The sequence below is a fragment of the Paenibacillus taihuensis genome (genome assembly GCF_003386535.1).
Taxonomy (GTDB): Bacteria; Bacillota; Bacilli; order Paenibacillales; family Paenibacillaceae; genus Paenibacillus_Z; species Paenibacillus_Z taihuensis.
In genome coordinates this window covers 81,102-84,851 of the sequence record NZ_QTTN01000030.1, presented here as the reverse complement: position 1 = coordinate 84,851, position 3,750 = coordinate 81,102, and the positions used below count along the sequence as shown (strand labels likewise).

Here is a 3,750-nt window from a genome sequence, read left to right as displayed (position 1 = left end):
TTAGGAGGATGAGTATATGATCGTGAATCCTTTTATTGCTGTGGAGAATTGCAAAGACGAAATCAAGTATTATCAAAAGGTGTTTGGCGGCGAGATTGCCATTCTTCGCAAACAAGGGGAAGAAGTGCTTAACGCGGACCTGCATGTGGAGGGGGCGACCCTTAAGTTTGCGGATACGCAAGCGGCAAAGCCGGTTATGAAAGGCGATTACGTGAGAGTTTTCTTGAAAATCGAAACGGAGGAGGCCTTCCAGCGGATTTACGGAGAATTTGCGACCGGAGGGACTATTAATTCGGAAGCGTACGAAGCTCCTTTTAACGGGCTATTGGGTATCGTTACCGACCGTAACGGCGTGTGCTGGGTTCTGTCCTATTATCAATCTTAATGGTGAGAGTCGCTATCGGGACATATTTGTACAACATAGAACAGGCTTCCAATCGGTGGCCTGTTCTGTGCTAACGGGCAAGAAGTATTTTTGATTTTGAGCAACTTTGTCGCAGATTTTAGAGTCTCAATATGAAGGAGGTGTCTTGTGAAAAAACGATGTATAGCACTGATTGTGACCATCACTTTGTTATCGGGTTGTACAAATAAAGAAGTTACGTCACCATCGACTTCAGCGATGCGTTCATCTGAATCAAATCCAACTACGAATCAAGGAACTGCAACTGGGGATTCACCTGACCAATCTACCACAATTAGCGAAAACAAGAAGGATGCTACTACATTCTCATCAAATACATCAGAGGAAGAATTCTCGATTTCCAATGTACCGATTCGTAAGGACTGGGAAAAGCACGTCAATAATGAAAGCACCTTCACTTCCTCGGTTACTTCTAACTCAAAGTTTCGCTGGCTTCTGCTTACTTCTGAACCGGCTCTGGGGCAAATGGGTAAAACGCTTTATAAATCAGAGGATTACGGAAAATCATGGGTCTTTGTAAATGATGTAAGTCAAACTGTCGAAGGTTACGTGACAGGTCTAACTTTTAGGGACGATAAAAATGGCTGGATCAGCGCAACCCAACACGGTACAGAATTGTTGCCGCTTTACCGCACTATTAATGGCGGGGAGAGCTGGAAAACTCAAAAAATTGATATTCCTGAAGGGTATAAATACGGAAACGCATTTCCTCCTATTTTCGATGAAAAAGATCCGATGCAAGGGACACTTAAGATTGAATTTGTAGGCGATTTGAATACGAAAACGATGAAATTTATAACAACAGATGGTGGAGAGACATGGAGACCTTAACGGAAATCATGAGACCAAATGTGGATTCCGATGGCAGTCCTGTATCCGATTAACAAAACTTACATATGCGGAAAACATCCTCTTAATAGAAACGCCGTACGATAGACCCGTATCTATTATTAGGAGGTAGACAAGAATGAAACGGATTAGCAAAGGTATGAAAAGTGCAGTTGCGGTAACAGCAGTAGCTGCAGTTGCAATTACGAGCACGATCGCAGCACAAACATCGACACCTGCAAACGCAGCATCTTCGCAAACTAAAAATGTTATCTTGTTCGTAGGCGACGGCATGGGTACGGCGCAGCGCGATGCGATCCGCCTTGCAACAGTTGGCGAGAACGGCAAGCTGGCTATGGATGCTATGCCATTCGTCGGATTGATTCATACGAGCTCCACGACTCCGGTTACCGATTCCGCTGCTTCCGCAACGGCTTATGCAAGCGGCGTGAAGACGTATAACGGCGCAATCGGCATGGATGCGAACAAGAAGTCTGTGAAGACGATTATGGAATATGCAAAAGCAGCAGGCAAATCGACTGGCGTCGTAACGACAAGCCAAGTAACGGACGCAACTGGCGCAGCTTTTGGCGCGCATGTCGAGGACCGTTCACAACAAAGCGACATCGCGCTGCAATATCTGTCGAAGAGCAAGATCGACGTTATCCTCGGCGGCGGCGAGGATTTCTGGTACCCGGCTGGCGACCCGGGCAAATTCAAGGACGAGCCTGCTGAAGATCCATCCGAGAAGAGCAAAGGCACGCAAGGCAACCTCGTGAATAAAGCGAAAGCAATGGGTTATAACTTCGTATCGAATGGGACAGAACTGTCAAAAGCAAAAGGCGGCAAGCTGCTCGGCCTGTTCGCAAACGAAGAAATGTTCCAACAACGTCCAGAGGGCCAAGGCGACATCTACAATCCGGTTGTTTCGCTTCCTGACATGACGAAGAAAGCAATCGATACGCTCGCTGCTAACAAAAAAGGCTTCTTCCTGATGGTTGAAGAAGAGGGAACTGACGAGTTCGCTCACAGCAACAATGCCAAAATGACAATCAAAGCAGGTCAACAGCTGGATCGTTCGGTTCAAATCGCGAAGGATTTTGCGAAGAAGAACCCGGATACGCTCGTGCTTGTACTGGCTGACCACGAAACAGGCGGCTTCTCGATCGAAGAGGTAGATGCTAAGGACGAGAGCACCGACGGCGTAACGATCTCCAGTGAAGACGGTCCATTCGCAATCGCGAACTCGAAGCTGAACTTCGTAGTTGACTGGACAACTTCCGGCCACACGGCAGTTGACGTGCCAGTTACAGCAACGGGTAAGAACGCTGAGCTGTTCTCGGGCGTTTTTGAGAACACTGAAATCTTCACGAAGCTGATGCAATCCCTGGGCTTTAAGAAATAATAGGTATTAGCTAAGTCCCTGCCTCGCCCGATTGGCGATGGTGGGGGCACCGAACTATTAACACTAGCCCGCTCGTAAACTTTCAGGTTATACTAGTGGCAACAACTAACTAATTTGTCCTGAAGCACAGGCTGTTTGTCCGGATTATCCGGGCAGACAGCCTATTTTATTTTCCGGAGGTATGTGGAATGGGTAATGATTTTGAGCATGCATATGCACGGATGATGGAGTCCGCGGTAATGAGTAGCAGCCAAGAACGTAAACGGCGGATTGTAGAGCATGATCAGGCAGAGAAACTTTTCCTCCAAAATGTCTGGTGGCCAGCCGTTGGTAGCTTAGAAGACTTGCATCCTGAGTTTGAGGTACAGGACTTGAAGGGAATGGCTCGCTTTGCTGATTATGCATATTTGCCCTCATTGCCGTTTCGACTGTTGATTGAGATCGACGGCTTTGGTCCGCATTGGCGCGATGTTACCAGGTGGCGCTTCGCAGATGATCTCCAGCGTCAGAACCATCTTCTCATCGACGGATGGTATCTGCTCCGTTTTGCTTACGATGACCTTGCGGAAAAGCCGCGTCGTTGCCAACAAACGCTGCTCATGGCGATCGCCAAATGGGGCGGCATTACGCGAGGTATCGCACATAACCTCGACGTCTACGAGAGAGCACTCTTGCATCTGATGCAGCAGCATTGGGGCGAGATTACGCCGACGGCTGCGGCGGAGAAATTGGCGATATGTAAAAGAAGAGCTACCATTGGGCTGCAGTCCTTAGTTCGGAGAGGGGTACTGAACGCGATTGTATCGTCAAAAGGGAGGAATATGCGGTATAAGATGTCTTCCTCAAATTGGAATAGCAGTCTTATCAAGTAATTACATTGGCGGGAAACCGGAGAATTTAGTGAAAGAGAGTCCTCCAGGTAGCTGCATTGGCGGGAAACCGTCGAAGTTAGTGAAAGAGAGTACTCCAGGTAGCTACATTGGCGGGAAAACGGTGAAGTTAGTGCAAGAGAGTCCTCTAGGTAGCTACATTGGCGGGAAAACGGTGAAGTTAGTGAAAGAGAGTACTCCAGGTAGCTACATTGGCGGGAAAC

At 47.8% G+C, this 3,750-nt stretch carries 4 protein-coding genes; all 4 read left to right on the top strand.

Going from position 1 to position 3,750, the window contains the following annotated elements:
- Window positions 1-16: 16 nt before the first annotated feature.
- The 4 genes from A8990_RS21805 to A8990_RS21790 all read left to right on the top strand — a co-directional run bounded on the left by A8990_RS21805 (window position 17) and on the right by A8990_RS21790 (window position 3,529).
- On the top strand, window positions 17-385 hold the full coding sequence (locus A8990_RS21805; RefSeq protein ID WP_116191167.1) for a VOC family protein: 369 nt from the start codon (window positions 17-19) through the stop codon (window positions 383-385).
- A gap of 147 nt (window positions 386-532) precedes the next feature.
- Window positions 533-1,255, top strand: a complete 723-nt coding sequence (locus tag A8990_RS21800; RefSeq protein ID WP_116191166.1) for a WD40/YVTN/BNR-like repeat-containing protein — start codon at window positions 533-535, stop codon at window positions 1,253-1,255.
- A gap of 136 nt (window positions 1,256-1,391) precedes the next feature.
- On the top strand, window positions 1,392-2,657 hold the full coding sequence (locus A8990_RS21795) for an alkaline phosphatase (RefSeq protein WP_116191165.1): 1,266 nt from the start codon (window positions 1,392-1,394) through the stop codon (window positions 2,655-2,657).
- Between the two features lie 188 nt (window positions 2,658-2,845).
- Window positions 2,846-3,529, top strand: a complete 684-nt coding sequence (locus A8990_RS21790) for a DNA-binding response regulator (RefSeq protein ID WP_116191164.1) — start codon at window positions 2,846-2,848, stop codon at window positions 3,527-3,529.
- Window positions 3,530-3,750 lie beyond the last annotated feature (221 nt).